Annotated in this window: 28 protein-coding genes and 1 tRNA gene; 19 read left to right on the top strand and 10 right to left on the bottom strand. The window is 45.7% G+C overall.

Annotated features, from left to right (window positions below):
- Nucleotides 1-297: 297 nt before the first annotated feature.
- A complete protein-coding gene (locus UCH007_RS05570; RefSeq protein WP_046961280.1) occupies nt 298-1,101 on the top strand; it encodes a GNAT family N-acetyltransferase in 804 nt (267 codons plus the stop codon).
- On the opposite strand, the gene UCH007_RS05565 is transcribed toward UCH007_RS05570, so the two are convergent.
- Nucleotides 1,092-1,640, bottom strand: a complete 549-nt coding sequence (locus UCH007_RS05565) for a flavodoxin family protein (protein WP_041331245.1) — start codon at nt 1,638-1,640, stop codon at nt 1,092-1,094. The two genes, UCH007_RS05570 and UCH007_RS05565, sit on opposite strands and share 10 nt — an antisense overlap.
- A gap of 146 nt (nt 1,641-1,786) precedes the next feature.
- Here UCH007_RS05565 and UCH007_RS05560 point away from each other — a divergent pair, with 146 nt between their 5' ends.
- The gene (locus UCH007_RS05560) at nt 1,787-2,503 is read left to right on the top strand and encodes an AAA family ATPase (RefSeq protein ID WP_012882363.1); all 717 of its coding nucleotides are present in this window, start codon (nt 1,787-1,789) and stop codon (nt 2,501-2,503) included.
- 408 nt (nt 2,504-2,911) lie between these two features.
- Here UCH007_RS05560 and UCH007_RS05555 read toward each other — a convergent pair whose 3' ends face one another.
- Nucleotides 2,912-3,367 (bottom strand): YcxB family protein, encoded by a 456-nt coding sequence (locus UCH007_RS05555; protein WP_023652631.1) that lies wholly within the window; start codon nt 3,365-3,367, stop codon nt 2,912-2,914.
- A 159-nt stretch (nt 3,368-3,526) separates the two neighbouring features.
- Here UCH007_RS05555 and UCH007_RS05550 point away from each other — a divergent pair, with 159 nt between their 5' ends.
- Nucleotides 3,527-4,018, top strand: coding sequence for a YajQ family cyclic di-GMP-binding protein (locus UCH007_RS05550; protein WP_023652630.1), 492 nt, complete (start codon nt 3,527-3,529; stop codon nt 4,016-4,018).
- Between the two features lie 89 nt (nt 4,019-4,107).
- Here UCH007_RS05550 and UCH007_RS05545 read toward each other — a convergent pair whose 3' ends face one another.
- Nucleotides 4,108-4,332, bottom strand: a complete 225-nt coding sequence (locus tag UCH007_RS05545; protein WP_023652629.1) for a hypothetical protein — start codon at nt 4,330-4,332, stop codon at nt 4,108-4,110.
- 62 nt (nt 4,333-4,394) lie between these two features.
- Nucleotides 4,395-4,469 (bottom strand) — tRNA-Met (locus tag UCH007_RS05540).
- A 223-nt stretch (nt 4,470-4,692) separates the two neighbouring features.
- Here UCH007_RS05540 and UCH007_RS05535 point away from each other — a divergent pair.
- From UCH007_RS05535 to UCH007_RS05505, 7 genes are all read left to right on the top strand, one after another.
- Nucleotides 4,693-5,601: a DMT family transporter gene (locus UCH007_RS05535; protein ID WP_023652628.1), complete on the top strand. Its 909-nt coding sequence runs from the start codon at nt 4,693-4,695 to the stop codon at nt 5,599-5,601.
- Between the two features lie 72 nt (nt 5,602-5,673).
- Nucleotides 5,674-6,711 (top strand): AmmeMemoRadiSam system radical SAM enzyme, encoded by a 1,038-nt coding sequence (amrS, locus tag UCH007_RS05530; protein ID WP_046961279.1) that lies wholly within the window; start codon nt 5,674-5,676, stop codon nt 6,709-6,711.
- Complete coding sequence (gene amrB / locus UCH007_RS05525) at nt 6,711-8,027, top strand: AmmeMemoRadiSam system protein B (protein ID WP_046961278.1); 1,317 nt, start codon at nt 6,711-6,713, stop codon at nt 8,025-8,027. The genes amrS and amrB overlap by 1 nt, the downstream gene beginning before the upstream one ends.
- 116 nt (nt 8,028-8,143) lie before the next feature.
- The gene (locus UCH007_RS05520; RefSeq protein WP_046961277.1) at nt 8,144-8,419 is read left to right on the top strand and encodes a hypothetical protein; all 276 of its coding nucleotides are present in this window, start codon (nt 8,144-8,146) and stop codon (nt 8,417-8,419) included.
- 13 nt (nt 8,420-8,432) lie between these two features.
- A complete protein-coding gene (locus UCH007_RS05515; protein ID WP_012882356.1) occupies nt 8,433-8,981 on the top strand; it encodes a hypothetical protein in 549 nt (182 codons plus the stop codon).
- Nucleotides 8,953-10,326 carry a replication-associated recombination protein A gene (locus tag UCH007_RS05510; protein ID WP_046961276.1) on the top strand — a complete coding sequence of 458 codons (1,374 nt, stop codon included), beginning with the start codon at nt 8,953-8,955 and terminating at the stop codon, nt 10,324-10,326. The genes UCH007_RS05515 and UCH007_RS05510 overlap by 29 nt, the downstream gene beginning before the upstream one ends.
- Nucleotides 10,316-11,143: an alpha/beta fold hydrolase gene (locus UCH007_RS05505; protein ID WP_046961275.1), complete on the top strand. Its 828-nt coding sequence runs from the start codon at nt 10,316-10,318 to the stop codon at nt 11,141-11,143. The genes UCH007_RS05510 and UCH007_RS05505 overlap by 11 nt, the downstream gene beginning before the upstream one ends.
- A gap of 97 nt (nt 11,144-11,240) precedes the next feature.
- On the opposite strand, the gene UCH007_RS05500 is transcribed toward UCH007_RS05505, so the two are convergent.
- Together UCH007_RS05500 and UCH007_RS05495 are read right to left on the bottom strand one after the other, a co-directional pair.
- Nucleotides 11,241-11,426, bottom strand: coding sequence for a YegP family protein (locus tag UCH007_RS05500; RefSeq protein WP_012882353.1), 186 nt, complete (start codon nt 11,424-11,426; stop codon nt 11,241-11,243).
- Between the two features lie 158 nt (nt 11,427-11,584).
- Nucleotides 11,585-12,040, bottom strand: coding sequence for a hypothetical protein (locus UCH007_RS05495; protein ID WP_046961274.1), 456 nt, complete (start codon nt 12,038-12,040; stop codon nt 11,585-11,587).
- A 194-nt stretch (nt 12,041-12,234) separates the two neighbouring features.
- Here UCH007_RS05495 and UCH007_RS05490 point away from each other — a divergent pair, with 194 nt between their 5' ends.
- Complete coding sequence (locus UCH007_RS05490; protein WP_012882351.1) at nt 12,235-12,582, top strand: hypothetical protein; 348 nt, start codon at nt 12,235-12,237, stop codon at nt 12,580-12,582.
- A 67-nt stretch (nt 12,583-12,649) separates the two neighbouring features.
- On the opposite strand, the gene UCH007_RS05485 is transcribed toward UCH007_RS05490, so the two are convergent.
- A complete protein-coding gene (locus tag UCH007_RS05485) occupies nt 12,650-13,243 on the bottom strand; it encodes a glycosyltransferase (RefSeq protein ID WP_231854685.1) in 594 nt (197 codons plus the stop codon).
- 197 nt (nt 13,244-13,440) lie between these two features.
- Here UCH007_RS05485 and UCH007_RS05480 point away from each other — a divergent pair, with 197 nt between their 5' ends.
- The 4 genes from UCH007_RS05480 to UCH007_RS05465 all read left to right on the top strand — a co-directional run bounded on the left by UCH007_RS05480 (nt 13,441) and on the right by UCH007_RS05465 (nt 17,076).
- Nucleotides 13,441-13,845: a fasciclin domain-containing protein gene (locus tag UCH007_RS05480; RefSeq protein ID WP_046961273.1), complete on the top strand. Its 405-nt coding sequence runs from the start codon at nt 13,441-13,443 to the stop codon at nt 13,843-13,845.
- 161 nt (nt 13,846-14,006) lie between these two features.
- The gene (locus UCH007_RS05475) at nt 14,007-14,654 is read left to right on the top strand and encodes a DUF502 domain-containing protein (RefSeq protein WP_046961272.1); all 648 of its coding nucleotides are present in this window, start codon (nt 14,007-14,009) and stop codon (nt 14,652-14,654) included.
- A 509-nt stretch (nt 14,655-15,163) separates the two neighbouring features.
- Nucleotides 15,164-15,601, top strand: a complete 438-nt coding sequence (locus UCH007_RS05470; protein WP_012882347.1) for a universal stress protein — start codon at nt 15,164-15,166, stop codon at nt 15,599-15,601.
- 68 nt (nt 15,602-15,669) lie between these two features.
- Nucleotides 15,670-17,076 carry an MFS transporter gene (locus UCH007_RS05465; protein ID WP_012882346.1) on the top strand — a complete coding sequence of 469 codons (1,407 nt, stop codon included), beginning with the start codon at nt 15,670-15,672 and terminating at the stop codon, nt 17,074-17,076.
- Nucleotides 17,077-17,292: 216 nt separating this feature from the next.
- Here UCH007_RS05465 and typA read toward each other — a convergent pair whose 3' ends face one another.
- Nucleotides 17,293-19,122 carry a translational GTPase TypA gene (typA, locus tag UCH007_RS05460; protein ID WP_046961271.1) on the bottom strand — a complete coding sequence of 610 codons (1,830 nt, stop codon included), beginning with the start codon at nt 19,120-19,122 and terminating at the stop codon, nt 17,293-17,295.
- A 361-nt stretch (nt 19,123-19,483) separates the two neighbouring features.
- Between typA and UCH007_RS05455 the strand changes: the two genes are divergently transcribed.
- Nucleotides 19,484-19,801, top strand: a complete 318-nt coding sequence (locus UCH007_RS05455; protein WP_010936985.1) for a zinc-ribbon domain containing protein — start codon at nt 19,484-19,486, stop codon at nt 19,799-19,801.
- A 97-nt stretch (nt 19,802-19,898) separates the two neighbouring features.
- Here UCH007_RS05455 and UCH007_RS05450 read toward each other — a convergent pair whose 3' ends face one another.
- Nucleotides 19,899-21,008 (bottom strand): alpha/beta hydrolase family protein, encoded by a 1,110-nt coding sequence (locus tag UCH007_RS05450; RefSeq protein ID WP_046961270.1) that lies wholly within the window; start codon nt 21,006-21,008, stop codon nt 19,899-19,901.
- A 375-nt stretch (nt 21,009-21,383) separates the two neighbouring features.
- Between UCH007_RS05450 and UCH007_RS05445 the strand changes: the two genes are divergently transcribed.
- The 3 genes from UCH007_RS05445 to UCH007_RS05435 all read left to right on the top strand — a co-directional run bounded on the left by UCH007_RS05445 (nt 21,384) and on the right by UCH007_RS05435 (nt 23,662).
- Nucleotides 21,384-21,926: a response regulator gene (locus UCH007_RS05445; protein WP_012882343.1), complete on the top strand. Its 543-nt coding sequence runs from the start codon at nt 21,384-21,386 to the stop codon at nt 21,924-21,926.
- A 150-nt stretch (nt 21,927-22,076) separates the two neighbouring features.
- A complete protein-coding gene (locus tag UCH007_RS05440; RefSeq protein ID WP_041331230.1) occupies nt 22,077-22,478 on the top strand; it encodes a hypothetical protein in 402 nt (133 codons plus the stop codon).
- Nucleotides 22,475-23,662 (top strand): two-component system sensor histidine kinase NtrB, encoded by a 1,188-nt coding sequence (locus tag UCH007_RS05435; RefSeq protein WP_231854684.1) that lies wholly within the window; start codon nt 22,475-22,477, stop codon nt 23,660-23,662. The genes UCH007_RS05440 and UCH007_RS05435 overlap by 4 nt, the downstream gene beginning before the upstream one ends.
- On the opposite strand, the gene UCH007_RS05430 is transcribed toward UCH007_RS05435, so the two are convergent.
- On the bottom strand, nt 23,610-23,903 hold the full coding sequence (locus tag UCH007_RS05430; RefSeq protein ID WP_023652608.1) for a DUF167 domain-containing protein: 294 nt from the start codon (nt 23,901-23,903) through the stop codon (nt 23,610-23,612). The genes UCH007_RS05435 and UCH007_RS05430 overlap by 53 nt on opposite strands.
- Nucleotides 23,904-23,925: the final 22 nt, after the last annotated feature.

Genomic DNA, 23,925 nt, shown 5'->3' with positions numbered 1-23,925 from the left:
GGCAGGGGGTGCAGTGTGTTGAAGACAGATTTGATTTCCTGTCTGACGCAATGCCGTTTGTGTAAATTCAGGGGGAAAAGCTGTTATTGTAACTGGATTGGCAGTCATAAATACGCCTATGGACGCTTTAGGACTATCTCCTCCGTGAAAACACTGGTCAATGGGCCAGCATATTATAGGGCGGTATTCCGGTCTGTGCCTTCACCTGTATGTCTGTATAACTGATAACAAAAGTAACGGCAATATTTTGGTATGGTTATTGTGGAAACAGGACAGAGCGGGTAAAGTATTAGGTATATGAATCTGACTTTGCCTTTAGCCGCTTCGCTGGAGGAGCTTCAGGCTCACCGCAGGGTTGATTATGTTGCAGCCAGAGTGCGTTTGCACCCTGATGCAGACAGTTGTGTCCGTGAGTTCAAAGGGGCATTCCTCATCTATGACGGAGCTGAATCACCTATAAACAGGGTGATGTGTCTTGGTCTAAAAGAAACCCTGCTTGAAGAAGATTTGCCTGGCATAGAGGAATTTTATAACAGCCATGGTCTTAAAGCCATGCTGGACGTATGCCCGCTGGTAGAAGAAAATATGGTCTATATGCTGGGAAAACGGGGTTATACAGTTTATCAGTTTGACAGTGTACTGGTACACGAAGTCAGCAGCTCTCACCTTGAAATGAAAGAGTCTCAGGGCATTGTTATTTGGCCGGTTAATAAGAATAATTACCTTACCTGGCTGGATGTGGTCAGCCATGGTTTTTCCTGTACTGATTCAGACCTTGCGGCTATGCAGACCATCTGCGAGCCGAATTATCACTGCCGTAACTCTTTAGCCTATCTGGCCTATCTTGATGGCAAACCGGCCGGGGGCGGGGTTTTATATGTCAGGGGAAATATGGCTGAACTGGGAGGGGATGCTACTTTACCGGATTTTAGACGTCATGGGGTTCAGACTGCTCTTATCCGGCACCGCATGAAAATAGCCCGTAAAATGGGTGTCCGCCAGATGGTATTTGTATCCGCACCGGGCAATTCATCCGAACGTAATGCCCGCAGGGCGGGTTTTGAAATGGCCTACAGCCGAACACTGCTGCTTCAGCCCTGAAGCAGCAAATCAGCGAAGCCCTTTATTTTTTCAGGCAGAGAGCTGTCATGGCTGGCTTCTTTAGGTGTTTTGGCCAGCAGTTCCAGACTGCCCAGGTATTTCATACGGCAGACATCTGCGTATTGTTTCAAATTCAGCAGAGCTTGGCCTATACCCTCTTCGGCCACTGCTACTCCACCCATTTTTTTACCCTGCAGGCTTGGCCAGACGGGACAGGTGCGGTCTATAAAGTTTTTCATCAACCCGCTCAGCATCTCAAAATAGACGGGCGTACCCAGAACTAATATATCCGCCTGTTTCAGTTGTTCCAGCAGTTCGGGCATGTCATCTTTCTGTTTGCAGTTGCCCCTTTGGTTTTGCAGACCTGTTTCGCAGGCCAGACAGCCCGTACAGGCGCAGATGTTGTATTTCCTGAGCAATATACAGCTGGTATCCGCCCCCTCTTTTTTAAGCAGCTTGTCCAGATTTCCCAGTATGTACTCTGTATTGCCTTTTCGGGGTGATCCGCTTATTAAAACTATTTTCAGTTTTGTATTCATACCGTCTCACATTAGGGGTTTAAATATGCTATTTAATACCATGCCGGATAACTGCCTGTCCAGTATTATTGCACTTTATGCGTTGACAGCTTTATTCCGCAGTCATACAATGGCAAGATATAGTTTTGGGAAATGAGGCATGCCCCATGTTTCTGGATAATGTGAAAATCAGGTCGGACAGATTTCCGGATAATAGCGTTTATCCCTTTAATCTGGATGTACTGCATAAGACACCTCAGATAGTATTAGACAGACCGGTTACCTTTTTCATTGGCGAAAACGGCAGCGGTAAGTCCACCCTGCTTCGGGCTATTTGCCGTAAGGCTGGTGTGCATATCTGGGAGGATACCAGCCGCCTGACGCTGGATAATAACCCCTATGCGGATAGTTTGTCAGACTATCTGGAGCTTGGTTTGCCTAAGGGCGGGGTAAAAGGCTCATTTTTTGATTCACGCACCTTTCAGGACTTTACCCGTTTTCTGGATGAATGGGCGGCGGCTTCCCCGGATATTTTAAAATACTTCGGCGGGGACTCCCTTACCAACCGTTCCCACGGGCAATCGCTGATGAAATACTTTGAATCACGCTATAAGGTAAAGGGATTGTATTTTATGGATGAACCTGAGACAGCTCTGTCACCCAAAAGCCAAATCATGCTGCTGAACCTTCTGAGTCAGGCATCCGCCTCAGACCATAATCAATTTATTATTGTCAGCCATTCGCCTATATTGCTGGCATGTCCCGGTGCTTCTATATACACGTTTGATACTGCACCTGTCTCCAGTATAGGCTATTACGATACCCAGTATTACCGGGTCTACCGTGATTTTTTGAATGAGCCGGAGTCATTTATTGAGAAGTAGCATATAGTGGCGTCTGGTGCTTGGGTTTATTAAATTTAAGAATCAGGCATATTTGACGGTTAAATGGTATTGCCAAAACAGAATAATTCTGTCATAATTTAGCATCACCAGTTCAGGTTAGGCTAAACTTCCTGAATATTAAAAAGTTGATAGACATTGTTGGTCCTGCCGGGGGAAATCAGGGTGCTGTCGGTTGAGGCGCCGAGCGGCTTAATTATCATCCAGGTCCCCTCCCGTGGGCGGAGCCCTGAGCGTAATCGGGCTAGCGGCAGGACCAGCTTATTTTTTAAGAGGTTTGAAGGCCTCTTTTTTGTTTTAAGAGGTCTTTTGCAGCTGTTATTCTTTGCCTTTGGGTTTTACTTAACCATCCCAAAACCAGTATAGCAACAAGAATATTTAAAGCCGCTTTTATTTACCTATTTTCCGCTTGAGCAAGTCTTCAAATTCAAAGCGTTTTTCGGCAGGTATGCTTTCTACAGGGAAATTCAGGCTGATTAGCATATTCCGTTTCAGATAATAGAAATGTTTTTTCTTTTGCCATTTCTTAAAAGCTGTCCAGTATATTATTCCTGTACCAGTCGCGGTAGCATGATGGATCCCGTCTTCGTTAAAAGCCCACTTATCAGTGGGGCTTGAATTTTTTGCTATTATTCTAACTAGAAAAGCATACCCGCAATATGCAATAACAACTAAGAAAACCAGCATACCCAGTATAAGTGCTATATTATCCGGATCTTCTGCCCAGATACCCACCCCTATACCCAGCAGTCCCACACACAAAATATATATGCCCCAACCTTTAAGCCTTTCAATCATATACATGCGGAGGTGTTTTTTGTTCATAGTGTATTCAATCTGAATCAAGGTTTTTATACTCCTTAGCTATTTGGACGGGTATATATTGGTATATTATTGCCCTTGTATGCCGAAATAACAATATCTATTGCAGCTTTTATTTGCGGAATTTTAATCCTGTACGTGCTAAAATGAAGTAATATTGGACAAGCTGGAAGGGGAGGATATATGCCGTCTCTAGATGTGGTAAGCACGGTAGACATGCAAGCCATGGACAATGCCGTGAATAATGCCAAGCGTGACCTTGGCAACCGTTATGATTTTAAAAATGCCAAATATGAACTGGAACTGAACCGCAAAGACAAGAAAATAGAGATTGTTGCCGAAGATGAATTCAAGCTGAAGGCTATTATTGAAACGCTGATTCAGCAGTGCGTCCGCTTCAAGCTGGACAGCAAGTGTCTTGATATTGCGGATGCCCATACCGTTTCGCTGGGTGCTGCCAAAACCGAGATAAAAATAAAAGACGGCCTAACCAAAGAGACCGCTTCCAGAATAACCAAGTTTATCAAATCTACCAAGCTCAAGCTGGATTCTGCCATTCAAGGCGAGCAGATACGCATAACAGGCAAGCAGATAGATGACCTGCAGGAGATAATGCGTCTTCTCAGCCAGCAGGATTTTGACGTACCCTTGCAATATGTAAATATGAAACGCTAGGCTTTTATACCAGGAACCAAGAAAAGCCCGCTTTTAAGGCGGGCTTTATTGTTATAAGAAGTATTCCAGAAGATATTTAAGCTGGAAGCTTACTTTTTCTTATCCAGAAAATCCCGTATTTTATAGGTAAGGTCAGCTATATGGTTATTCAGCTCCACCATATCATCCGCAGATAATTCGGCATGGAGCAGGCTGAACCATGTTTCACCGCTTAATCCCACCAGGGCATAGTCATCCAGAGTTTCTCTGGTGCCGTCCTTGTAGTTAATGGTAAGGTATGCCACTTCTTTTTTGGTGCCGCTGATTTTAAGCATTTTTTCCCTCCTATAGAAAAAGCCCCCCGGTATTCTTCCGGAAGGCTTTTTAGCTTTAGAATTGGTAGCGGGGATAGGATTCGAACCTATGGCCTTCGGGTTATGAGCCCGACGAGCTACCACTGCTCCACCCCGCGTCAATATGCTCTGATAGTATAGTGACAATACTTGCCAAAGTCAAACGCAGTAAAAGGATACGGCATCTTGGATAAATGCCTGACGGCCACTTATCGGATATATTGCGGCGGGTAAAATCAGGGTGGTATTTAGCTGCAAACAGGTGATATTGACACTATGAAAGAGACAGGTACTTAGGCATTTAAAAATATGCCATTATAGTGTAGACTAAGTCGTTTAGATATGTCTTGGTTTTTTACGGCTCTACTGGCCACTGCTCTTTTGAGCATGGTGAATATTCTGGACGGGCATCTTCTCCAAAAAAGATTTCCCAGTCTAAAAGCCTTTATCCTGCCGGTAGGGCTCCTTATGGTAATCTACAACATTCCGCTGGCTTTTGCATTTCCTTTTGCAGAGGGTACTCCCCCGGATATCATTTTGCTGGCGGTTACAGCCGGTATCCTGCGTGCCTGTTCTGTTTACATAATGCTGTTTGCTTTGAAGACTGAAGAAGTTTCGCGGGTTATACCCATATATTACTCTTACCCCATTTTTGTAAGCCTTATGGCAGTGCCGTTACTGGGCGAAAGCATAGGTTTGCTCAGGTGGTTGGCTATATTGGCGGTAGTGGGGGGAGTTATACTGGTATCTGCCCGGAAAAACGGCAATAGCGGGCCGTTCCGCCTCAGTAAGACTACGGTTTTGCTGATACTAGCGGGGCTGCTTATATCCGGGTCTGACATTATCAATAAACACGTGCTTGATGTGATTACCTTCTGGAACAGTTACTGGGTTAGCAGTATATGCCTTGCCCTGTTTCTGCTGGCAGTAGCTCTCCGCAGAAGTGTTTTTGCTGAACTGAAGGGTCTTACAAAGCCGGTGCTTTGTTACTCCCTGATAGTTTTAGATGAACTTTTTCTGTTCGGGGGTATGCTGCTCCTTCTCTGGTCTATACAGCATGGCCCTATTTCGCTGGTTTCGGCAATCTCCAGTGCCCGTCCCCTGTTTGTGCTGGTATACGCTTTCCTGTTAATGCGGCTGATACCGGGTTTCCTTTTGGAATGGCCTGCGGGCAGAAGACTGCGGATATTCCAGATATGCGGGGTGGTTTTAACTGTAAGCGGTATTGCTGTGATGAACCTTTTCAGTTGACGCTTTGCAGACCGGCTTGAAGCCGTGTTTTTTATCAGGGTGTGGTGTTATAATTTACTCGAAGGAACGATTATGCACGAAGCCCTGCTCTACCAAAAGATGCCAAACGGAGTAACCCGCTGTCATACCTGCCAGTGGAATTGCCGTATAAATCCCAATCATTTGGGCGTTTGTCAGGTCTACCAAAACATAAGCGGCTCTCTGTTCAGCCTTAATTACGGGCGTACTTCTTCGGTAGCGGTAGACCCCATAGAAAAGAAGCCGCTCTATCATTTTTATCCCGGCAGTCAGGTGTTTTCGCTGGGCAGCTGGGGGTGCAACTTTCACTGTACCGGCTGCCAGAACTGGGAGATTGCCTGTCCGGATACCTATGAAAGGCTTTTCAGCTCCCGCACCCTTTTGCCCGAACAGGCTGTTAACATGGCAAAAGAATACCATTGTCAAGGTATGGCCTTTACCTATAACGAACCTACGGTCTGGTTTGAATATACGCTGGATTGTGCCCGTCTGGCCAAAAACAGCGGTTTATATACCGTATATGTGACCAATGGCTATATGACCGCAGATGCATTGGATACTATCGGCCCGTATCTTGATGCTTTTCGGGTGGATATAAAGGGTTTTACAGCGGATACTTATAAAAAGTTATCTAAAATACAGCATTGGGAAAAGATACTGGCTATTACTGAAAGAGCAAAAACTCAGTGGGGCATGCATGTGGAAGTGGTAACAAATATTATTCCCACGTATAATGATGACCCTGAACAACTTACCGGTATAGCCCGCTGGATAAAAACCCGTCTGGGGGAGCTTACTCCCTGGCATGTCACCCGTTTTTATCCCTGCCGGGATATGAAGGATATCCACCCGACACCTATTGAGACGCTGGAAACAGCGGTTGAGATAGGTAAGGGTGAAGGGCTGAAATATATATATATGGGGAATGTGCCCGGAAATAAAAGCGAGACTACCATCTGTTCTGAATGCGGGCAGGTACTTATCCGCCGCAAAGGTTATGACAGTGAAATATGCGGGCTGGAAAATGACTGCTGCCGGCGTTGTAAGTCAAAGCTTTATATCCGGCTCTCTTCCCCGGCGGAAGGTGAATAATGTTAAGACCAGCGTCTGCGGCGGGACGTTATTATCCGGCCAGCAAAGAAAAAATTCGTTCAGTTATTACCCCATTGGAAATACAAGGGGTGACTAAGGAGCGGTATTTAGGTGCGGTTATGCCTCATGCCGGTTACCCGTATTCGGGAGGAGTAGCCATGGCGGTAGCTTCCCGTTTAGACTTGCCTGAGACAGTTATCATACTTGGCCCTAGCCATACCGGTATCGGGGCGGAATATGCCATAATGGCTTCGGGTATCTGGCAGACACCTATGGGAGAGGTGGAAATAGACTCTCCGCTGGCCCACTCTATCATGAAATACTGCCGCCATATAAAGGCAGACCCGTCTGCCCACCAGTATGAACACTCTATAGAAGTGCAGATACCTATACTCCAGTACTTTAAGCCGGATATAAAAATCGTTCCCATAACGCTCTCTTTCGGTAAGACTGAAACACTGGAAGATATCGGGCATGGCATTGCCAGTGCCCTCAGGGAAACAGGGCGGGAAGCGATAATTATTGCCTCGTCAGATATGACCCATTACGAGCCTCAGGCAGAAGCTCACTTGAAAGACAGCATGGCACTGGATGCCATTGTCAAGCTGGATGCCGCAGATATGCTGGAAAGGATACAGGCAAACCATATAACCATGTGCGGTTATGCCCCGGTTGCGGCCATGCTTACTGCCGTAAAAGAGATGGGTGCTAAAAGAGCCAGAGTGGTGGCCTACCAGACTAGCGGCGACATTACTCACCACATGGATCAGGTGGTAGGGTATGCAGGTCTGGTTGTTGAGCAAACTGAAGAATCCCCCCAGGTAACACTTGCCAGAGCGGCGGTGGAGACTTTTGTCAGAGAGAAAAAGGTTATTACCCCTTCAGCCGAAATATCCGCTGAACTTTCAGGTGAGGCAGGGGTATTTGTATCCATTAAAAAACTGGGAGAACTCCGGGGTTGCATAGGCACTTTTGAACCCCGCTTTGATAATATTGCAGACGAGATTGTCTCTAATGCCGTAAGTTCCTCAAGCAAAGACCCCCGCTTTGAACCTGTGTCAGAGTGGGAGTTGTCGTTTTTAAGTTACAGTGTTGATGTGCTGGCTTCACCCCAACCGATAGAAGATAAGGGCAGTCTGGATGCCAAAAAGTACGGGGTCATAGTGGAAAGCGGTCACCTAAGAGGGCTGCTGCTGCCTGATTTGGAGGGGGTGGATACCCCGTCAGAACAGATAGCCATTTGCCGCCAGAAGGCTGGCATATCTGAAGATGCACCGGTAAAACTTTATCGTTTTGAAGTGCAAAGATATCATTAGCATTTTAGTACGGCGGGGGATATTTGCCGGGCGGGTACAAGTAAATTTGCCTGCCTTGTGGTACAATTCCCTTTGGTTTATTCTTGGTTTAGCTTATAAGCTGGAGGCAGACTAACATGGCATACGGAAGCGGTGCCGGGGCTTATGCAGCCATCGCCCAGGCAACCAAGGCCTCAGGGGTTATAATCCGCCTGGAGCCGCAGGAATTTTTGTCTTTGCTTAACAGGGTAAAAGACCCGCTCATAGTTACCGCCAAATCCGGCTGGCCGGCATCCGGACACCAGTACCTTACCAGTTTCAAGGGGCTGGCTTTTTACACAAAATCTTCTTCTCCGCTGGTGCTGCCCGGTATGGCAGATATAATCACCGCCCAAAATATCTGGATACCCTGATAATAGGAGACTTATGTCAAAGATAGATAACCGGCTTTTTTACGCCAGTGAGATATATTCGGAAGAACTGCGTTTCAGGGTTATGGAGATTATGGCTATTATTGAGGCGGCTGTAGGTGTGGTTATAATATCCTTGCTGGGGTATTTAGCCATCAACCCGCCTACGCCTGCGGATGAGGTGCCTTACTGGCTGGTAATATTTATGGCTCTGGTAATGCTGGGCGTGACACTGCTGGTCTACAATATGCGCAAAATGTTTATCAGCCTTTCTACCGAAGGCATTTATATACGCTTCGGTTATTTCAAGCGTTTCTTCCCCTGGCTGGATGTGGAATCGGCTGAAATAAACGGCCGCAACCGTGATTTTTACGGCGGCTATGGCGTGCGTATGACCTGGGATAAAAAGGGGCGGATACTGGTTTGTATCACTCCCAAAACGCCTACAGTTTCTATAAACCTGGTAAACAGCAAATACCGCAAGCTGGTTATTTCTACCAACCATCCGGATGAGGTGCTTTTGATAGCCAGTAAACATGCCGGAAAGAATTATGGATCTTTTTGATGCAGGCGCTGAAAAACTGAAAAAAAGCCAGTCTCCGCTGGCTGCAAGAATGCGTCCGGAGGGGCTGTCTGAATTTGTGGGGCAGGATCACCTCATAGGTGAAGGCCGCGCCCTCAGACTGGCCATAGAGGGTGACAAAATACCCTCGCTCATTTTTTGGGGGCCGCCGGGTTCAGGCAAAACTACTCTGGCGAATATAATTGCCCGTCGTCTGGATGCCTATTTTTCGGCACTGAGTGCCGTTTCAGCCGGGGTGGCGGACTTGCGGCGGGTGGTAGAGGAAGCCCGTGAACGCCTGAAATTTGAACGCAGGCGGACTATCCTTTTTATAGATGAAATCCACCGTTTCAATAAATCCCAGCAGGATGCCATTTTGCCCTATGTAGAGGATGGCACAGTGGTGCTTATCGGTGCTACTACTGAAAACCCCTCGTTTGAGGTGAATTCCGCCCTGCTTTCCCGCGCTCAGGTGTATGTCTTAAATCCCCTTTCGGAGAAAGAAATATCGCTTATTCTCAAGCGTTCTTTGAAAGACCCAAGCGGTTTGGGGAATTACCATGCCAGACTGCTTGAGGAGGCCGAAAAGCATATCAGCAGTTTTGCTCAGGGTGATGCCCGTATTGCTTTAAATATACTGGAACTGGCGGTTATGACCACCCTGCCTGACAAAGACGGCTGGAGGGTGGTAGGCTTGCCCCAGGTTGAAGATGCCGCCCAGAAGAAAAGCCTGCGGTATGATAAAAGCGGTGAACAGCACTACGATTTGATTTCAGCCCTGCACAAAACTATGAGAGGCTCTGACCCGGATGCGGCTGTTTACTGGCTGGGCAGGATGCTGGAAGCGGGAGAAGACCCTTTATATATTGCCCGCCGGGTAATCCGTTTTGCCACCGAAGACGTGGGGCTGGCTGACCCACAGGGGCTGGTGGTAGCTATGGCCGCCCAGCAGGCAGTCCACTTCTTGGGTATGCCCGAAGGCAAACTGGCACTGGCCGAAGCGGTTATTTATCTGGCTGCCTCACCCAAAAGCAATTCCGTATATACGGCTTATTCCAGTGTCCAGAAGGAAATAGCCCGAAACCCTCAGGCAGATGTGCCTCTCCACCTTCGCAATGCCCCAACCGGCCTTATGAAAGACCTGGGTTACGGCAAAGATTATAAATATGCCCATAACTATCAAAACCACTTTGTAAAGCAGCAAAATCTGCCCGAAGCTATCAAGAACAGCCGTTTTTATTTTCCGGGTAAACTGGGTTATGAACTTAATATCGTGAACAGGCTGCGTGCCTGGTGGGGAAATGCTAAAGCTGATACAACTACAGGAGAAAAACAGGATGACAGCTGAAAATGAATTTGCACCTCAGATAGCCCGTTTGCCGGGGGTAGATTTATCCTACCGGGAAGCAGGCAGCGGCCCGGCGCTGGTTTTTATGCACGCCGGCATTACTGACAGCCGTTCCTGGCATAACCAGCTCTGCGAATTTGCCAAAGACTATCATGTAATTGCGCCGGATATGCGCGGTTACGGTCAGAGTGTCATTACCGGTGATATTTTTAACTACTACCGTGACGTGCTGGAGTTGCTTCATCTTTTGCGGATAGATAAAGCGGTGCTTGCGGGTAACTCGGTGGGAGGTACGTATGCTCTGGATTTGGCTCTGCTCCACCCGGATATGGTTTCCGCCCTGGTGCTGGTAGACCCGTGTATGCGCGGTTACCGCAATACAGATGAAAAATTTTTAGACCTTGACCGCCAGCTGGAAGAGCTGATTTCGCTTGGACAGAAAACCAAAGCCATAGAGCTTTATCTGCAAATTTGGCTGGTCGGTAACAGCCGGACAGACGCAGATATAGACAAGGGTGTCTACCGGTTGTGCAAGAAAATGCTGGAAGAAAACTATCAGGCAATAGTTGGCGGTAAACGGGAACAAAGGTTAAAACGCCCTGAGGCCGAAGACTATCTGAGCCTTAAAATACCTACGCTGGTACTGGTAGGTGAACATGATGTTCCTGATATGCATACCATCGGGGACAGATTTGTTAAGTCCATTCCGCGGGCGTCTTTCCAGGAAATAAAGCAGGCCGGGCATTTGCCTGCTTTGGAAAAACCGTCGGCGTTTAACAGCCTGCTGCGGGAGTTTTTAGGGCAAAACGGCCTTTAGCTCTATAGTTGAAATCCCATTCTGTATTAGAATTGAAAAGAAGTGGCGGGCTGCAGCCCGCCACTTGATTTTGTTAAAGAGTTAAGCTGACAGGTTATTATTGACTGAGGTCTACCACTGGGGCAACAGGTGCATTTTTTTTGACAGATTCAATGCCGTTAATTGCATTGGCATGGGTGGTATAGCCTTCGCCGGAGTCAGCAATCGTCTGCCCGTTGCTGGCTATCAATCTCCACCGGAATTCGCCTTTTTTGTCTTTGAAAAGTTCAAATTTGGACGCCATAAATGCCTCCTCAGAGTTATTTATTTAAACCATTATAGGTAAACATCTATTTGAATATACAATAAGGGCAAATACTTATTTTGGGGCTGATTAAGGCTAAGTAACTGCTTAAAAGCAGCAAATATATTTTGTGCAAATACTGTTGTAGGGTTTACAGTTTAATCTCTCTGGGTTATGCTGCTCAGTTTATCCTGTACCCGTTTGGCATGTTCAGTGGTGGCCGCTACCAGAGAGTTGGTAATATTTTCAAGTTTAGGATCGCCGTTCTTAAATACATCCAGAAAATGCTTTTCCAACAGGGATTTTTCAATATATAGACTAATACTGAGCGCCTGATGGAAGTTTAAATTCTTAATTTTCTCCGGCTGCATTTCCTGCAGCATATAGTTTTGATACGCTTTGATGGCTAGAGTGGTAAAAGTTTTTAATTTTAGCGGGGAATTTTGTTCGGCAGCTTGCCTGGATATATTTATAATCCAGTCATGGTGATTGTCCTCTTCGGATGCAATGCTAAGAAAAAATGCTTTTTCTGCCGGAAAACGCTGGGCATAAAGACGGTAAAGCTGCCCTATCAGAGTCTCGTTATCTGCCATAAGTTGTATTATTTCAGTCATAGCAGTATTCCTTAAGGCGTATTTAATTTATGTCTTGAGAGATTGCGTTATATGGCATATAATATAACGTTCAAAAGGTGGCAACTGCCTGCCAGACGGTTGCCCATTTATTAGATTATATATGTTTTCTCTGCGGTATCATAGAGTTGCCGTTTGGCGGCTGTTATTTAATACAAAGATTTCTAGGAGGACACATGGAACTTACATTGGGAGAAGCTACCCGCTACGTTTTGAATGAGAATTATTCAAAAGTAGCGGCTGGTATGTACGTTGATGCTTTTCGTTTGAAAGACGGAGAAAAATTTAATCCGGAAACTGCGCCTGACAAGGCCAAATGGCTGGCTCAGATTGAAACCAAACTGAAAGAAATGCATGCTTCAAAGAAAGAAGCCGGCACTTTCAGCCAGCCCCGCCACGAAATCGCTCAGGAAACTTATGTAGAAACTAAGCTCTGGCTTGAGAAACTGCTGGACATCAAGGGTTATGAAGAAAAGAACAAGGGTTTCCATCTGGGGCTTGAGTTCAAGGATTCAGTCAAATAACTCTATTGAGGGTATTTTAAAAAGGGGTGGCAGTATTACTGCCACCCCTTTTTGCAGTTCGGAGGGATTAGCTGCGGGTTTTCCTCATGGCAAGATAGGTAGCCTCCAAGCGGGATAGATCCAGTTCGCCGCTGCGTGACATAAGGAATATGTGGTCTTCTTTCATGCCCAGTTTTACCATATCCAGAGCGATTTCATCCGTATCGCAGGTAACCACTTTTGAAAGCGGCAGTACGTGTTTGATAGCCCAGCCGTGGGCGGTATGGGCATCATGCAGTATATCAGGGCCGACTGCTGTCAGGGTAATAGGCTTTAAGCAGCCTATACGGCAGACCAGTCCGGCTAGTATGCCGTAGTCAGACATATTTATGGCATGGATAATATCCGGCTTTAGAGACATCAAGGAAAGCTGAGCTTGAAAAAAAGTCAGATAGGTAAATGGGTATTTAACCGGAAACACTAAATGGTGGAATTTGATTTCTTTTGCTATTTCAACCCCGTCTTTTATTTGGTCAAAGCTGAATATGTGTACCTCGTGGCCGCGTCTGGCGAAAGAATTTGCCCATTTCAAATTTAACTCGTCAGATGCATTAGCCAGCAGACAGAGTTTCAGTTTCGTCTTATTATCCAAATTTTTACTCCAGTTTTTTCTAAACGCCATATTTTCTCACTTTAGCCCCAAATAATAAAGGCTGGTGATACTCAGAATTGATATAAAGTACCTTTAAATAGAATATATTTAAGGGTACGGTTAATTACATAATAAAAAAATATCTAAAGCAAAAAAGGTATTTACATTTCGGTAATCCGGTGTTTAAACTGATGTTAATAAATTTAATAGCCTGAGGAGAGGGATTTATGTTGGATCTGATTGATACTGCATCGGCAAACTTAAATCTTTCTATCTTGTGCAAAGCAGTTACCCAGGTGGGCCTTATCGTCACCCTTAGGGGCGGGCCATTCACTATATTGGCACCGGATAATGATGCTTTTGCAAAAATACCGGAAGGTATGCTGGACTACCTGATGGAAAATGAATCTGAATTAAAATCTGTAATGCTTTATCACATCATACCAGGCCGTTATACTGCTGGGGAGCTATCTAAATTGTATTCCATTAATACAGCTTTGGATAAACCGGTGGAGATTCAGATTTCCGGTAAAATTCTGGCCATAAATACCGCTCATATTGTCACCAAAGATATAGAAACTGCCAATGGTTTGATACACGTTATTGACAAAGTGTTATTCCCGCTCAAATAATATAGTTGTTCGGACCTTACCGGGTGCATATGTAACCCGGTTTGAGGTAGAACGGACGGCAGTTAATCCGGAGGGGGTGACTGCCGTCCTTGTTTATGCGGTATTTAAAGGGTGGAATGGTATAATTTGGTTTGGAAGTCAGCTATTGCGGAGAGAAATAAATGTTTGAATATAATAATATTTGGACTCGTATACTGAAATACCTGCGCAGCCGGTTTTTAGCCGGTATTCTTATAGTTGTGCCGGTCGGTGCTTCAATACTTGTTCTAATTTGGCTTTTTCAGTCTATTGATCATATCCTCCAGCCTGTCGTGTCCGGGATATTCGGCCAGGAGATAGTGGGGCTGGGGGTAGTACTTACAATACTGCTGGTGCTCATAATCGGCATACTTCTCAGCAATTATTTAGGGCACAAGGTGGTAAAAACCTTTGAAAATCTGGCTTATCGCCTGCCCCTTTTCGGGCAAATTCAAAAAGGGGTTAAACAGGTACTGGAGAGCATATCCGGCCTGAAGAAAGCATCTTTCCGCGAGGTAGTTATACTGGAGTTTCCCAAGCCCGGTTTGAAGGCTATGGGGTTTATAACCAACAGGGTTGTAAACAATGAAGACGGACAGGAATACAATCTGGTTTTTATCCCCAATGTCCCCAATCCCACCAGCGGTTATCTGGAGCTGATTCCTGATGAAAAGCTGATGCGTACGGATATACCGGTAGAGGTAGCTATAAAAATGCTTATCTCAAGCGGTATTGTTGCACCGGAGAGTTTTGTTGCTAAAAAAGCCCCTGAAGAAACCCCTTCTTCATAGACAGTAAGCTTCCTTGTAGTGACAACTTTGTTGACAATTTAGCTGTGAAATGGCTTTTTAAAGCCTTTTACAAGGCTGAATTTGACATTATTTATTGAATTAGGTTATTCTGTTGTCACTTCTTATTTCTCTGCTTCCCTAGTTCTCCAATAGGAGAGGTTCCCGAATTTACCCCGGCATAGTTATCCTTTAACTGTCTGAGTAAATCTTAAGGAGGTCGGAAAGCATGAGCAACTTTTCTTTTATTCTATTCTGCGGATACTGATAGCTTTTTAGTATACGCAGGGTACCTCTGTCTGCTGTAATCACAGCGCTTGACTGATTGTATTTTATTTCTGGTTTGCCGAAAAATCCGACAAATAGAAGGGGAGTAGTGTTCTCTCATTTTATGGTTTAAACGGAAATAAACGGCAAGTGATATATAAAATACAATCGGACTTGGAAACCGCTAAAAGCAGGTCTTTTCCGTCAGGTACATGTTAAGACCAGTAATTATCAGGAGGTAATGAATGTACAAGAAGATCCTGGTTCCGTTGGACGGTTCAAAGGTTGCTGAAGGAGTATTACCTCATGCCAAGGCTTTGGCCTTTTCAGAGGGTAGCCAGATTCTGCTTTTAAATGTGGTGTCTAATCCTGCTGTGGAGTTCGCATTTTCAGACCCTGCCATTGCCGCTGTTTCAGTAAATGAACAGGTAGACACCGGTAAGGAATATATGGCCGGTGTTGAAAACAAACTCAAAGGCGAGGGGTATGATGTCAGGGTTCTGTTAAGGGAAGGCGGAGCCGCTGAAGTTATACTGAATGTAGCAGAGAAAGAGAAGGTGGACGTGATTGCCATGTCTACACACGGACGGAGTGGTGCCGCCCGCTGGTTACTGGGAAGCGTAGCCGAACGGGTTGTTCGTCACTCCCATATTCCCATAATGCTTATCCGCTCGGAAGAATAATCTTAACAATTCCAGCGGCAAAGCAAAGAGTTAACAAATAAATTAAAAGAGAGCTATAGGAGGGACATATGATGCAAACATCTAGCCCCCCCACTCCCAAAGGTATATGGAAGGTAATATTCGCTTCTTCCGCCGGTACGGTTATAGAATGGTATGATTTTTATATCTTCGGTGCTTTGGCAACTACCATTGCCAGCAAATTCTATAATACCGGTACACCCATCGGCGATATTATCGCTTGGCTGGGCACGTTTGCTGTCGGTTTTCTGGTTCGCCCGTTCGGTGCCATAGTTTTTGGCCGGATAGGTGATCTGGTTGGCCGCAAATTTACTTACCTTATTACTATTACCATCATGGGCTCATGCACCTTTCTTATCGGTTTGTTACCCACCCAGGATGTTCTGGGCCCCTGGGCTGGTATAATCCTTATTTCCATGCGTATTCTCCAGGGTCTGGCTTTGGGTGGCCAGTACGGCGGTGCGGCTACCTTTGTGGCTGAACACGCCCCGCAGGGAAAGCGCGGTTTCTACACCAGTTGGATTCAGACTACGGCAACACTGGGCTTGCTTATTTCTCTGGGTGTTATTTTGCTTACCCGCATAGGTCTGGGAGAAGCAGACTTCAACGAATGGGGCTGGCGTCTGCCTTTCATGGCATCCATATTGCTGGTAGTACTGTCACTCTGGATACGCAGAGCTCTAAAAGAATCTCCTTTGTTCCAGCAGCTTAAGGATACCAAGGCTGTTTCGAAAAATCCGCTCAAGGAAAGCTTTGCCAATCCTTACAACCTGCGCTGGGTTTTGATAGCCCTGTTCGGGGCTACCATGGGTCAGGGCGTGGTCTGGTACACAGGACAGTTCTATGCTCTATTCTATCTGCAAAAAATCTTTGAAACCCCGCTCATTGATTCCAACCTTATAGTCGGTGCGGCTTTGTTATTGGCCATGCCGTTCTTTGTCTTCTTCGGGTCTCTCTCTGACCGGATAGGCAGGAAGAAGGTAATGCTGACAGGTATGCTGCTGGCTGTGCTGACGTACTATCCTATATATGGTTTGATGGCAGCGTTTGCGCCTACTGACCCTGGTCAGCATTTCCTGTTTGATTATATAGGCTACAACCCTGTGATGCTGGGTCTCCTGGTATTTATTCAGGTGATTTATGTAACTATGGTTTACGGGCCTATTGCCGCCTTCCTGGTAGAGTTATTCCCCACCAAGATACGTTATACTTCCATGTCTCTGCCTTACCATCTGGGTAATGGTGTCTTCGGTGGTTTGGTTCCTATGATAGGTATGATACTTATCAATGCTACAGGCAATGACTTTGCCGGGTTGTGGTGGCCTATGGCTATTGCCGGTATATGTTTGGTAGTGGGTTTCATGTTTATTAAGGAAACCAACAGGGTGGATATATCTGATGCCTCCACTTCAATCTCAGTTAAACACGAGGCTGATAAAAGGGCACTGGATAGATAACACTTTCCATGCAGTTGCCAGTACTCTCTAAGATTTGACAGTACAAGCCGGGTAAATGACAGCCGCCCCTCCACAACGAGGGGCGGCCGGTTTTATGGGCAAAAGAGCTTAGGGAACTGTAACATTTGTCTAGTTCGCTTAAATCTATCTCAGCCCATACAAAAGGGGCAACTTTAATATCGCCCCCTTGGGTAAGAACTATTAGCTGGACTTTGATTAGTTGTTTTCAGTGCGTTTGCGTGCCCGAAGCCGCATCTCGGTATCCAGTATCTTTTTCCGCAGGCGGATACCCTTGGGGGTTACCTCAACCAGTTCGTCATCGGCGATAAAGTCCATAGATTGCTCAAGACTGAGTTTCATAGGCGGCACCAGTTTTATGGCAATGTCCGAGGTTGACGAACGGATATTGGTCATCTTTTTCTGCTTGCAGACATTTACCGCCAGGTCAAGCCCTCTGGCATGCAGGCCGACTATCATGCCCTCGTAAACAGGTACATTGGCATCTATCATCAGTATGCCCCGTTCCTGCGAGTTGTTAAGCCCGTAAGTGCAGGATAAGCCTGCTTCGGCTGCCACCAATGCGCCGGTCCGGCTTTGCTCTATTTCACCGCACCAGGGTTGAAAATCCAGAAACTGGCTGTTCAGTACGCCTGTGCCTCTGGTAGCTGTCAGGAACGAGTTGCGGAAGCCGATAAGACCACGGGTGGGTATATTGTATTCCAGCCTTACGTTTCCTTCGCCGTCATTGTGCATATCAGTCATGCGGGCCTGGCGTTTACCCAGAAGTTCGGTGACCTCTCCCACAAAGTCCTCGCGGACATCTATCGTCAGCGTTTCCACCGGCTCATAGACTTTGCCGTTTATATCTTTTGTGATGGCTTCAGGTTTGGATATTTCAAATTCATACCCTTCGCGGCGCATGGTCTCTACCAGGATGGACAGGTGGAGTTCGCCCCGCCCGGAAATCAAGAATGAGTCCGGCGAATCAGTTTCCTCAACCCTCAGCCCTATATTGGTCTCCAGTTCACGGAAAAGCCTTTCCCGAAGCTGGCGTGAGGTGCAGAATTTACCTTCCCGCCCCCCGAAAGGTGAGGTATTGACCCCGAAAGTCATTCTGACAGTAGGTTCGCCTATTTCAATGCGGGGCAGGGCCTCAGGCTGGAGAGGACTGGTGACGGTATCACCTATAGAGGCGTTTTCCAGCCCGGTAATGGCCACTATCTCACCCGCTTCGGCACATTCCACTTCCTGTTTGCCCAATCCCATAAAGGTAAATACCTGACCCACTTCAAAAGGGTGAGCTTTATTTTGGGAATCTATATTAACTACCCGGTCATGGGAGCATATTTTACCCCGCTGAATGCGCCCGATAGCTATCCGCCCTTTGTGGGTATCATAATCCAGGTTGGAAATAAGCATTTGGAATTCACCCTGGGCGATGCTGGGCGGGGGGATTTTATCCAGTATGCACTCAAACAGGGGGATAAGGTCGGTGCTTTTTGTACCGGGGGTATTTACGGCATACCCTTCGCGGGCAGAGGTATAAACTACCGGGAAGTCCAGCTGTTCCTCGGTGGTAGCCAGCTCCAGAAACAAGTCCTGTACCAGCCCCAGCACTATTTCAGGGCGGGCATTTTCGCGGTCTATCTTGTTTATAACTACAATAGGCTTCAGCTTTTTCTGCATGGCTTCCTTAAGCACAAAACGGGTTTGGGGCATAGGGCCGTCTATACTGTCAATCACTAAGAGACAGCCGTCTGCCATGTTCAGTACCCGCTCAACCTCACCCGAAAAGTCAGCGTGTCCGGGAGTATCAATAATGTTTATCTTTACTCCGCGGTAGGTTATGGCGGTGTTTTTGGCCAGAATAGTAATTCCTTTTTCCCGTTCCAGAGTATTGCGGTCCATGATAAGTTCGCCAACATGCTGGTTTTCACGGAAAATACGGCTTTGTTTAAGCATCACGTCCACCAGGCTGGTTTTGCCGTGGTCTACGTGAGCAATAATGGCAATATTACGGATATCTGTTCTCTGGTAGTTTTCCAAAATCTTTCTCCTGAAAATAGCCTGGATACAAGGGCACACTTCGCCCTGCAAATCTCAAAAAATGAAAAAGCGGGAGTTAAACGGAAAAGACCAGTCGGTAACGCTGGCGTAAGCCGTAGGGGATATGGGTGAAAATGTTATTCAAGTTTGTTTTTACTGCTTCTTTATTCACTATCTGAAAAAATATTTTACTCTTTTTAGGAAAATATGGCAAAAAAGACGAATTGGTATTTGTAAATAGTAATACACAATTGTATAATTACCTCTGGTGGTTTAGAACACAGGTTGTCTCATCGGTTAACCCTTCACTTTGGATGACCGCAAATCTAGCCAACTATTTTCAGAGAGGAGGTCATCCAAATTGGCTTACCAGGATAAAGAAATCCAGTGTGCTGATTGCGGCGCTTCATTCACCTTTACAGCTTCCGAGCAGGAGCTTTATGCTTCTCGCGGCTACACCAATGATCCCAAGCGCTGCGTTAGCTGCCGCCAGGCCCGCAAGGCTGAAAGAGGCGGTTCGACCGGTGGTTTCGGGGGTATGAGCAGAGGTCCCGCTCGCCAGATGTTCCAGGCTGTCTGTGCACAGTGCGGTCAGGACACCGAGGTTCCCTTTGAACCCCGTCAGGGTCGTCCCGTGTATTGCAGCAATTGCTACAATCGCGTAAAGGGCGGCAGATAGTCACTAGTTTAAGAAACTAATTAAAGCCCTGCTTGTGAGAGCAGGGCTTTTTATTTTGTCTTTGAAAATTTCTTCGGCAGAAGCGGCTCGGTTGGGTTTAGCCTAGTTCGTAATAATATTGAGCCAACATGGGGTCTTGGCTTTCTAGTACATTAAGGGCATTCGCATCACCCTTCAGGTAATAATCCATAAAAGCCAGACTGTAGATCATAATAACTTCCAGCCGTGCATCGTGGTTTACATGCGGTAAAGAGTCGGAAATGTCGTAAGGTGACTGGCTGAAGGTGAAGTGATGGGATTGGCTGACTACCAGGAAAAATTTAGGCGGCTTAAGCCCTTGGGCAGTTACCCAAAGATTATCTTCGGCACTGGTCATCATCAGGTCATAATCTCCCCGCATGACCATTACGGGTATGGTTACATTTGCCAGATTGTTTTCAAAGGGGTAAGCCGGAGTAGCTAAGAGGATTATGGCTTTTATTCTGGAGTCAGCTACAGCCGGGTTAGGGTGGGCACCGCTAAGTGCCAGCGTGGTAAGTCCCCCGAGTGAATGCCCTGCCATACCGATTTTTTCCGTATCTATCAGCCCGTAAAAAGGCGAAGACGGGTTTTTATTCATGTTGAGTACGTAATCCAGACTGCTGCGTGACTGGTTTATGCGGAAATTTTCCAGATAGTTCAGATAATTATCACGGAAAAAATTGTCTACTGCAGAAAAGAGGTTATCTGTGCGGTTATCCCAGTCTGTTCTGGGAGTAGTGGAAAGATAATCTGAAAAACTGATTGAAGACATATCATTAAACTGGACAGAAGCTACCACATATCCCTGTCCAACCAGGCTTTCTTTAAGGTAAAGAGGGTCAATATCATTGGCATTTAACCCGTGGTTGAAAATAACAAGCGGATACGGCCCGCCACTGAAATCTGCCAGCGTACCGCTGAATCCCTCATAAGAAAAATTGCCTTCGCCGCTTGTCGGATACCAAATTGATATCTCCAGCACTTCAGGGTCTTTACCTGCCTGATAGCAGGTTATCTGCCCCTGGGTATTGCCCACCTGATACTTAGCTACCAGACTCGAATCTACATAAGGTACTATGGCAGCACTGATAATCATAGGCAATCCCAGCAAAGCAATCCCGGCCAGCACCATCCCCCAGCGGAAAATAGTTTTTGACGTCTGACTTATCGTAATATTGCGAATCAATATATTACAACCTCGATATATCAGTGTACTTAACTTGTATCTAATATGGGTATTATTTTACAATACCTTGCTATGTTACAATAATAACACATGCCGTTAAAAAACGTAACGCCAGCTTTGGTTTGGGTATGGGGCTATGTGTTTTTGGTATACTGGCGGCTGATTTCAAACTAAAAATATAACCAAACAGTTGGAGTTTTATACGATTGGGGGATGTGTATAGGCCTGAAAGATACAGTAATTAGGTTATTATAGTGTATATATAAAATGTTCAAGATTTTGTCCCTATTTGTCCTTTGTATAGTGAATTGCTATAATATAAAAGGTATCTTGTAAGAGTTTAAATATATTGTTATAGAGGATTAGGAGAATATCATGGCTGATTTAATGACTGTTCGCGAAGTAGCCGAATATCTCAGAGTAACCCAGAAAACAATTTACCGTCTTCTCCAGCGTAATGCCATACCTGCGTTGAAGGTAAGCCACAGTTGGCGTTTTGACAAGTCATCTATTGACGAGTGGCTGCGCAAGAGTGCAGTCGGTGTAAGGGCAAACGTACTGGTGATTGATGATGAAATCACCGTTCGCAGTCTGTTTAAAGAAACGCTGGAAGAGCAAGGTCATGTAGTCTGCATGGCTAAGAATGGTGAAGAAGCCTTGGAACAGCTTCAAAGCAAGGATTTTGACCTGGTATTTCTTGACCTCAAAATGCCCGGTTTGAACGGAGCGGAGCTTTACCAGAAAATTCGGGCAATTAAACCCAAACTCCCCGTTACCATCATAACCGGCTATCCGGATAGTGATACCATGACCAAAGTGCTTGCCCAAGGCCCTTTCGGCGTTATGAATAAACCCTTCGGTGAGATAGATATCATCAACGCTACCAAGAATTTCCTGCGTATTTCCCCTGAAGCCTAAAACAGTTTAATTTTAGCTTTCTAAAAGAAGACCAACCTCAGGTTGGTCTTTTTATTTTCAATCCTGTACTTTATTAGGCATTTTTAAACATGTATAATAAAGGATGTAATAATTTGAATAGCGGGGAAGAAGATATCCGAAGAAAATCAGGTGGAAGCAGAAAATTCGGGTGTTGATATGATAAATAATATCAGTCCGGAATCCCAGAAAACAGGTATTGGGTATTCGGCAATATTTGAGAATACCTTTGTTACTATTGATTTCAGTTATCCCCGGGGATATGCCGGGCGGGTAAATTCTAGAACTAACAAACCGTCTGTGCATTTCCGTTACGGAGCCGGGAATGCACACAGTTGTTTTATTATGCCATCTATACCGGATGCCGTCAGATACATACCGGTGGATAAGCTTTGCCGATTCCCTGCAGTAAATGGCATGGATAGCGGAGTATTTTCCCGAATTGAATACAGGGTAAAACCTATGTGCAATAAGGATACCTGTCAAAACACGCTGCGGGCTATGTTCGGGTACAAGATATACGGGAATAGATGATGAAACAAGAAGAACTTTTTCATTTATTTTTAGATAATATGTTGGATGCAGTGGCGGTCTACGAAGTGTCACAGGAAGGAAAACCGCTGAAATTCATGGAGGCCAATGAGCAAATGTGCCGCTATATTGGTTATACCCATGAAGAATTTTTGAGAATGCAGCCTGCTGATATTCGTTTTGAATGTTTTAATATTACTCCAGCCTTGTGGCAGGAACTGCTGGAAGTCCGCTATCTTTTGAATGAATACGTATATAAGACCAAAGATAATGTATCCGTACCCATAGAGATACATTATCATTTCTTCCAGCTGGATGGCAGGAATCTGATATTTTTAACAATCAGGGATATTTCAGAACGTAAAAAAGCTGAAGAAAACCAGCGGAGATTGGAAAAAGACCTTAATCTTTCCAGCCGGCTGGCTTCGGTAGGTGCACTTACGGCTGGAGTGGCTCATGAAATAAACAGCCCCCTGACCAGCATACTGGGTTTTTCAGAGAGATTAGCCCGAAAATGTACCAGTGAAGAACAGCACCGTGATATCGAGCGTATTCATACAGAAGCCTTGCGGGCGGCCAAGGTGGTAGATAATCTGCGTACCTTTGCCCGTAGCTATGAGCAGGAAAAGAAACTGTGCGGGCTTAATGATGTTATACGAAAGTCTGTGGAACTGCGTGAATATGAGCTGGTTGTTCAGAATATAGTTGTGGAATTGGAATTGGCAGAAAATCTGCCGTCTACCCTGATGGATTTTTACAAGATACAGCAAGTGCTGATTAATATGATTCTTAATGCCGAACAAGCCATGTATCAGGCTCACGGACGGGGCAGGCTTCTTATAAAAACCCAGGATATGGGCAACTATATCCGCATGATAATAGAAGATAATGGCCCGGGTATTGCACCTGAGATTGCTGAAAGGGTATTTGACCCCTTTTTCACCACCAAGGAAGATAGCCGGGGCACGGGGTTGGGGTTGAGTGTATGCTACGGTATTATTATGGAGCATGACGGCAAAGTACAACTGGAAAGCAAGCTGGGGCAGGGAACCAGGTTTATCATAGACCTGCCGATAAAAAACAGCAGGTTGCCCAGAAAGAAGTCTACCAAGGTGGTTGTAGTAAAAGTGAACGCTAAGACCCGTGCAAAATCGCCGAAATCTTTGCCTCAAAATCCGCCTGACTAAGGCAGTAAAACGCCAGTACTTTATTCCGCCCTGTATGTCCGTGGCATATTTCAATTTCGGCTTTAGGTGTATCAAGCAACTCACTCAGGTAGTCTATCAGTTCCTTATTGGCTTTGCCTTTCTCTGGTTGAGCGGCTATCCTGAGTTTGAGCAAACCATTCTCGTATCCTGACAGTTCATTTCGCTGCGAGGAAGGGAATATTTTTAGATTTACTCTAAACGGGCTTTCTTTGGCTGGCATATTAACCCTTCTAAAGGTAATA

The organism is Dehalococcoides sp. UCH007, from assembly GCF_001010485.1.
In the GTDB taxonomy this organism is placed as follows: domain Bacteria; phylum Chloroflexota; class Dehalococcoidia; order Dehalococcoidales; family Dehalococcoidaceae; genus Dehalococcoides; species Dehalococcoides mccartyi_A.
Note: the sequence above shows the minus strand (reverse complement) of the source record. Positions and strands in the feature narration are given on the sequence as shown.

Coding starts and splice junctions, on each gene's coding strand:
- UCH007_RS05495 (WP_046961274.1), bottom strand. CDS start 12,040: ATGACTGAAATAATACAACTTATGGCAGATAACGAGACTCTGATAGGG.
- UCH007_RS05565 (WP_041331245.1), bottom strand. CDS start 1,640: ATGAATACAAAACTGAAAATAGTTTTAATAAGCGGATCACCCCGAAAA.
- UCH007_RS05545 (WP_023652629.1), bottom strand. CDS start 4,332: ATGCTTAAAATCAGCGGCACCAAAAAAGAAGTGGCATACCTTACCATT.
- UCH007_RS05490 (WP_012882351.1), top strand. CDS start 12,235: ATGGAACTTACATTGGGAGAAGCTACCCGCTACGTTTTGAATGAGAAT.
- UCH007_RS05510 (WP_046961276.1), top strand. CDS start 8,953: ATGCCGGAAAGAATTATGGATCTTTTTGATGCAGGCGCTGAAAAACTG.
- amrS (WP_046961279.1), top strand. CDS start 5,674: ATGCACGAAGCCCTGCTCTACCAAAAGATGCCAAACGGAGTAACCCGC.
- UCH007_RS05445 (WP_012882343.1), top strand. CDS start 21,384: ATGGCTGATTTAATGACTGTTCGCGAAGTAGCCGAATATCTCAGAGTA.
- UCH007_RS05435 (WP_231854684.1), top strand. CDS start 22,475: ATGATGAAACAAGAAGAACTTTTTCATTTATTTTTAGATAATATGTTG.
- UCH007_RS05500 (WP_012882353.1), bottom strand. CDS start 11,426: ATGGCGTCCAAATTTGAACTTTTCAAAGACAAAAAAGGCGAATTCCGG.
- UCH007_RS05485 (WP_231854685.1), bottom strand. CDS start 13,243: ATGGCGTTTAGAAAAAACTGGAGTAAAAATTTGGATAATAAGACGAAA.
- UCH007_RS05550 (WP_023652630.1), top strand. CDS start 3,527: ATGCCGTCTCTAGATGTGGTAAGCACGGTAGACATGCAAGCCATGGAC.
- UCH007_RS05570 (WP_046961280.1), top strand. CDS start 298: ATGAATCTGACTTTGCCTTTAGCCGCTTCGCTGGAGGAGCTTCAGGCT.
- UCH007_RS05515 (WP_012882356.1), top strand. CDS start 8,433: ATGTCAAAGATAGATAACCGGCTTTTTTACGCCAGTGAGATATATTCG.
- UCH007_RS05475 (WP_046961272.1), top strand. CDS start 14,007: ATGTTTGAATATAATAATATTTGGACTCGTATACTGAAATACCTGCGC.
- UCH007_RS05505 (WP_046961275.1), top strand. CDS start 10,316: ATGACAGCTGAAAATGAATTTGCACCTCAGATAGCCCGTTTGCCGGGG.
- UCH007_RS05520 (WP_046961277.1), top strand. CDS start 8,144: ATGGCATACGGAAGCGGTGCCGGGGCTTATGCAGCCATCGCCCAGGCA.
- UCH007_RS05535 (WP_023652628.1), top strand. CDS start 4,693: ATGTCTTGGTTTTTTACGGCTCTACTGGCCACTGCTCTTTTGAGCATG.
- UCH007_RS05560 (WP_012882363.1), top strand. CDS start 1,787: ATGTTTCTGGATAATGTGAAAATCAGGTCGGACAGATTTCCGGATAAT.
- UCH007_RS05430 (WP_023652608.1), bottom strand. CDS start 23,903: ATGCCAGCCAAAGAAAGCCCGTTTAGAGTAAATCTAAAAATATTCCCT.
- UCH007_RS05480 (WP_046961273.1), top strand. CDS start 13,441: ATGTTGGATCTGATTGATACTGCATCGGCAAACTTAAATCTTTCTATC.
- UCH007_RS05465 (WP_012882346.1), top strand. CDS start 15,670: ATGATGCAAACATCTAGCCCCCCCACTCCCAAAGGTATATGGAAGGTA.
- UCH007_RS05470 (WP_012882347.1), top strand. CDS start 15,164: ATGTACAAGAAGATCCTGGTTCCGTTGGACGGTTCAAAGGTTGCTGAA.
- amrB (WP_046961278.1), top strand. CDS start 6,711: ATGTTAAGACCAGCGTCTGCGGCGGGACGTTATTATCCGGCCAGCAAA.